This is a genomic window from Staphylococcus ureilyticus, from assembly GCF_002902235.1.
GTDB lineage: Bacteria > Bacillota > Bacilli > Staphylococcales > Staphylococcaceae > Staphylococcus > Staphylococcus ureilyticus.
On record NZ_PPRL01000039.1, the window covers coordinates 1 to 5,865 of the forward strand.

A 5,865-nucleotide genomic window follows, 5' to 3' on the forward strand; every position below is an offset into this window, starting at 1 on the left:
GTTTATGAATGTTATTATTATAAGCGTTAGTAAGTGTTAACAAAATAAATTAATAAGTAACATAATATTAATAGAAGAGATATGGCTGTTATTGATGACGCATTGAATCAGGAGTTAAAGCATGGATTTATTTTTAGTTTACATTTTGATTTCTATATTTTTAGGTGGATTAGTCAGAACATATTTTGGTTTTGGGGAAGCACTCGTGAGTATGCCACTTTTAGCATTGATAGGATTAAATTTACATACATCTATTTCACTGGTGGGGTTGGCTGGACTAACAGTAGCGAGTTTAAATATATTTTTAGATTATAGAAATATAAAAATTAAAGTACTATTATTAATGTTGTTGGGGAGTTTATTAGGTGTTCCACTTGGTATTTTGATTTTACAGCATATTGCAACTTCATTTATACAAATTATGCTTGGGTTATTTTTAATATTATATGGTATATATGCGTTTGGAAAAATTACCTTTTTTAAAAATAGATATAATATCATATTAAAATCTAACATATGGCCAAGCCTAACAGGTATGATTTCAGGTGTATTAGGAAGTTTGTATAATTCACATGGTGTACCAGTTGTCATTTATGGCACAATGTCGCCTTGGCATATTAAAGATTTTAGAAGTACAATACAAGCCCATTTTTTAATTACAGCTATATTCGTAGTGATCGGTCAAGCATCTGGAGGAATATGGACCAGTCAAACGGTATCATTATTTTTATTGAGCATACCTTGTTTGATTATTTCAGTTGTTGTTGGAAAGTATCTTATAAACCATACGACTTATCATAATTTTGAAAAATGGATTTACTTGTTTATTATAATTTTAGGTTTTTTACTATTGTTAATATGAAAGTCAAAAGGTCGAATCGATTTCTATGTTTAGAAAAGTGATTCGACCTTTAATTATATCTACGTTTATTTAGAATTGACATTAATACTTTTATTTAATAATACAAAGAATAAAATGAAAGCGATAGAAATAGCAATGTGACCTAATCCTGAAATACCAGCAATAGCAGGGCTCACTTCAAAACCTTTCATAGTTGCTATACCATTAACAAATTGCATAGCAACCGTTAATAATACACCGATATGATAGACATAAAAGAAATAGTTAAATAAAGTGGGGTGTTGAGTAAGTTTTAATTGATGTTCTATCACCATAAATATTAAAAACATAATTGTACCTAAAACAAGTAAATGTGTATGTGTTACGTTTAATTGCGAATAACCACTAAAGTTTTCTGCTTTTGACATCTCTCTATAAAATAAACCACTTAGCATGCCTAATAATGTATAAAATGCTGAACTGAACATTAATCTTTTCATTTTAACGACCTCCTGTAATGAATGTTTAATTTAAATATAATGTAAGATTGTGAACTCTATATGAACGATTGAAAACTTCTTTATTTTTGTATGGCATTTCATTGTTTAATTAATTTTACAATTTAAAACAATTTTTTTATCATGCTTAATGGAGGAAATTGTTCGTAAAACAGAATTTCTGAAACTATATAGAAATTAACAATATTGAAAATATCTTGATTGTGGCATGCTAAAACATATAAATTTAAAATGGTGAACAACTGTAATTTGCGACATTTTTTCATATTAATAACTTACCTTTAAGAAATATCTTGATTTTTCGAATTAATTGAGTAGAATTAAATTGTGATAAAGTTTATTTTGAGGTGGGAAAAGATGAAAAACAAACAAGGATTTTTACCTAATAGGTTAAATAAATACTCTATTAGAAAGTTTACAGTTGGAACAGCATCATTATTGATTGGGGCGACACTTGTATTTGGAGTAAGTAGTGAAGCAAAAGCTGCTGAATTAGACTCAATTACGAATGATAATAAGGCTAATGATTCAGATAAAGGTGAAGCACTTGATGTGCAAGACATAAAAAGTGTAGAAGAAAATGACACAACGTTAAGTCGCAGTGAAAACAATGTTACTGAAGAAAAGACAGAAAATTCTGAAAATGAATTACAAAAAGAAGAAACTGATAATGATCTAAGTAAGAATCAAAAAGAGCCAGATAATAACGACGCAACCTTAGGTCAACAAGAAGAATATAATAACACTAATGAGTCTACAAACGAGAATGAATCTACAAATGAGGTTTTGAATAAACAAACAACAGAAAAAGCAGATACATCTGAAACAAAACAAGATGAAAACAGTGATACTTCACATTTAGATGAAGATAGTACGAACAAAGAAGAATCTGATCAAGAAAGAGCAACTGAAAGTAATGAAACAACAACGGATAACAATAAAGTAAAAGATTCAACAAATGAGACGTCAACAGAAACAACAACAGAAACAACAAAAGATACAGATGTATCTAGCAATGAAGCGCCAACTGAAAAATCACTAGAAAAAAATCCTGACACTTCTAATAATACAAAAGAAGGCACTAGAACAGAAAATTTAGATGGGCAAAATGATAAACAACCATCAACTGAACCATCTTCTGATGATGAAAAAACTACAGAAATGACGAAAAATCCTGAAACGAGTAATCACACACAATCAAAATTAACAAAACAACTGTCAGAAACAGAGAATAAACAAAAGGCAGTTGAAGATTATTTAAATAGTCAGCTTTCAACAGAAGACACTAAAGCAATTTTAGAAAACGCTGATATTGATTATAAAAATACAACTGATGAAGCAATAAATATTGAAATTTTAAAGGCTTCAATTATTCAACTTTCGAATGAACAAGATAAAGCGAAAACGTTAGCCACTCCAAAACGTACTTTGTTGCGTTCAATGGCTACGCCAACTGCATTACGAGCAGCAGTAGAACAAAATGAAAAAGTTGAAAAATCAATGGGCTATATGGACAACTATACATTTGCATCATTGATTTTTGATCCAAGTAAGTTAGATTCACAAAAGACTCTAGACAGCAATGTCATTCCTTTTGATATTCATAGTTACATGTCAGGCTCAAATTCAGGGGATCGCTATAAAATTGATTTGAAATTGGATCCGAAAATAGCAAGTCATGTCATAAAAATATCTGCTAATCCTAGTGGTAGAAATACCCCTGTTGAATTTATAAGATTAAAAGATGAAAACGGTGATTTCACTAATACTTGGGAAATTAATTTTATCAGAGCAAATGATGGTTTGTTCGGAGGCGCTGAAATACTATCACAGTATACAGCGACTAACGGTAAAATAGAATTAGATGATACAGTGGGTAACATTTTGAATGCATCTGGAGAATTAAGTAATAATAAGTTGAATTATCAAATGTTTGTTAGAGATTCACTATCTAATAAAATTGTTAAGACTTCTGAAAGTAGCGGTTATTTCTTAACTACGGCTGACAAAGATTTAAGTCAATTAGAAAATAACCTTTCTCCAGAAAATAGTAATGCATTTAAAGCAAGTAGCGGCTCTGCTACATATGATGGTTCTGTGGGAGAACACGGAGGAATACTGATTGATCAACAAATAATGAAAAATGGTATTTTCGCATATTCTAAAGTTAAAGGAAAACAATGGTCATATAACTATCAAATAGATAAAGATTTATTACCTTATATTGAAGGAGTAGAACTACACAGATATGACTACAAAGGTCTTTCAGGCTTTGACAAGACCTATCATGCTGGAGACAAAGTAGCTGATTTACAGCTTGATAGTATCGGTAATGGCACAATTACTAGTAATGACTTAAATAAATTAATCGAGTTTAACAATTCTTTACCTGAAACAGTAGGCGTTCGTATTGTAATTAAATTAAATCAAAGTGTAAATAATATATTAACTAAAGATGCAGAATATGATTCTGAAGGTAATCTTATTCGAGAAACAACAAAACAAAAAGAAGATTTTACTTTCGCAGGTTATTTAACTGATAGTAATAATCTTTTAATAAATAATACGTTAGGGACTTCAACTTTAGCACTACAAGATTATGATAAAGATGGTTTACTAGATCGATATGAACGACAAGTATCACTTTCAGATCCTGAAAACGAAGATACAGATGGAGATGGTAAAAATGACGGTGATGAAGTCATCAATTATAAAACGTCACCATTAGTAGGTAAACCTGATGCGGCCGATATTACAAATGAGGCTAGAGTTGTAACTGGGTCAGTTCCATTAAAAGAAGGTGCAGCAACTCAAACTGCAAAAGTGTTAGATGCAAATGGAAAAGTCATTGGTACATCAACAGTCAATCCTGATGGCACTTTCTCAGTATCTATACCACAATCACCTGAAGGCACCTACACTATCGCAATCGATTCACCTAATTATGAAAATGATGAAGTGAATACATTCGAAGTTATTGATATTTCCAAGGTACCAACACCATCAATTAATCCAGTTGATGACAATGATACAGTAATTAAAGTTAATGGTGCAGCGGGTGCAACTGTTACGATTAAAGATAATAACAATGTTGAAATTGGAAAAGTTCAAATTCCTAATGATGGTTCAGCAGCCTCTTTAACATTGAATCAACCATTGAAAGCTGGAACTATTTTAACTGCAACAGCTAGTAAAGGTGGAAAAACAAGTGAAGTTTCAGATCAAATTACAGTAACAGATGCGACAGCACCAGACGCACCAGTGATAAATCCAATAACAAGTAAAGCCACACAAGTAACTGGGACAGCAGAACCTAATTCAACAGTAACTGTTGCTTTCTCAGGTGGCGGTAAAGTTTCAGTATCAGCTGACAGTCAAGGTAAATATACAGTAGATATACCAAGTGGTGTTACTCTTCAAGGTGGAGAAGTATTTAAAGCAATAGCAACAGATAAAGCTGGTAATGAATCATCTGTTGCGACACGTATAGTAACAGATGTAACAGCACCAAATGCTCCTATATTAAATGATGTCAATAGTAATAGTAAGCAATTGACTGGGCAAGCTGAGGCAAATTCAACAGTTAGTGTGACATTCCCAAGTGGCGAAGTTGCAGAAACAGTAGCAGATCAAGATGGAAACTTCACAGTAGATATTCCAGCAAACGAAGGATTACAAGGTGGGGAAACGATAGTAGCTACGTCGAAAGACAAAGCAGGTAACGTTTCTCAAAAAGGTAGCACTCAAGTCATAGATGCAACAGCGCCAGATGCACCACAAATAAGCCATGTGACAAGTGTAAGTACAGAAGTTAAAGGCACAGCAGAAGCAAATTCGACAGTTAGTGTGACATTCCCAAGTGGCAAAGTTGTGGAAACTAAAGCAGATCAAGATGGGAATTTCACTGTAACTATCCCAGAAAATGAAGGATTACAAGGTAAAGAAACGATCAGTGCTACATCAAAAGATAGCGCAGGTAATGTTTCTCATGCTGGATCAACAACAGTAACAGATGCAACAGCGCCTGCACCACCAACGGTTAATGGTGTAACTAGCCAAGATAAAAATATTAGTGGAACAGCAGAACCAAATTCTACAATAACAATCAAATTTCCAAATGGTGAAACAGCTACTGGTGAAACAGATGAAACAGGGAATTATACAATAGCAATTCCGAATGAAGTTAGTTTAGAAGGCGGGGAAGAAATACAAGTTACATCCACAGACGATGCTGGTAATGAAACAGAACCAGTTAAAACAACGGTTAAAGATACAACAGCACCAGATGCGCCAACAATAAACGAAGTAACAAGTGAAGATACACAAATTATTGGTAAAGCTGAACCAGGCTCAACGGTCACAGTAACGTTCCCAGATGGCACAACGGCAACAGGAACAGCTGATGATCAAGGTAACTATACAGTTGAAATTCCATCAAATGTAGATTTAGAAGGTGGAGAAGATATCAAAGTTACTTCTAAAGATAAAGTTGGCAATACATCTGAA

General features: G+C 32.7%; 3 protein-coding genes. 2 read left to right on the forward strand and 1 reads right to left on the reverse strand.

The genetic code is table 11. The features are described from left to right. The first annotated feature begins 121 nt into the window (after positions 1–121). Entirely contained in the window at positions 122–862 is a 741-nt protein-coding gene (locus CD150_RS04320; protein WP_073344727.1) for a sulfite exporter TauE/SafE family protein, read from the forward strand. Between the two features lie 65 nt (positions 863–927). Here CD150_RS04320 and CD150_RS04325 read toward each other — a convergent pair whose 3' ends face one another. Further along, positions 928–1,341, reverse strand: coding sequence for a DUF2871 domain-containing protein (locus CD150_RS04325; RefSeq protein WP_070038848.1), 414 nt, complete (start codon positions 1,339–1,341; stop codon positions 928–930). A 375-nt stretch (positions 1,342–1,716) separates the two neighbouring features. On the opposite strand from CD150_RS04325, the gene CD150_RS04330 reads away from it, so the two are divergent. Next, on the forward strand, positions 1,717–5,865 hold a 4,149-nt coding region (locus tag CD150_RS04330), incomplete at its 3' end, for an Ig-like domain-containing protein (RefSeq protein ID WP_103161373.1).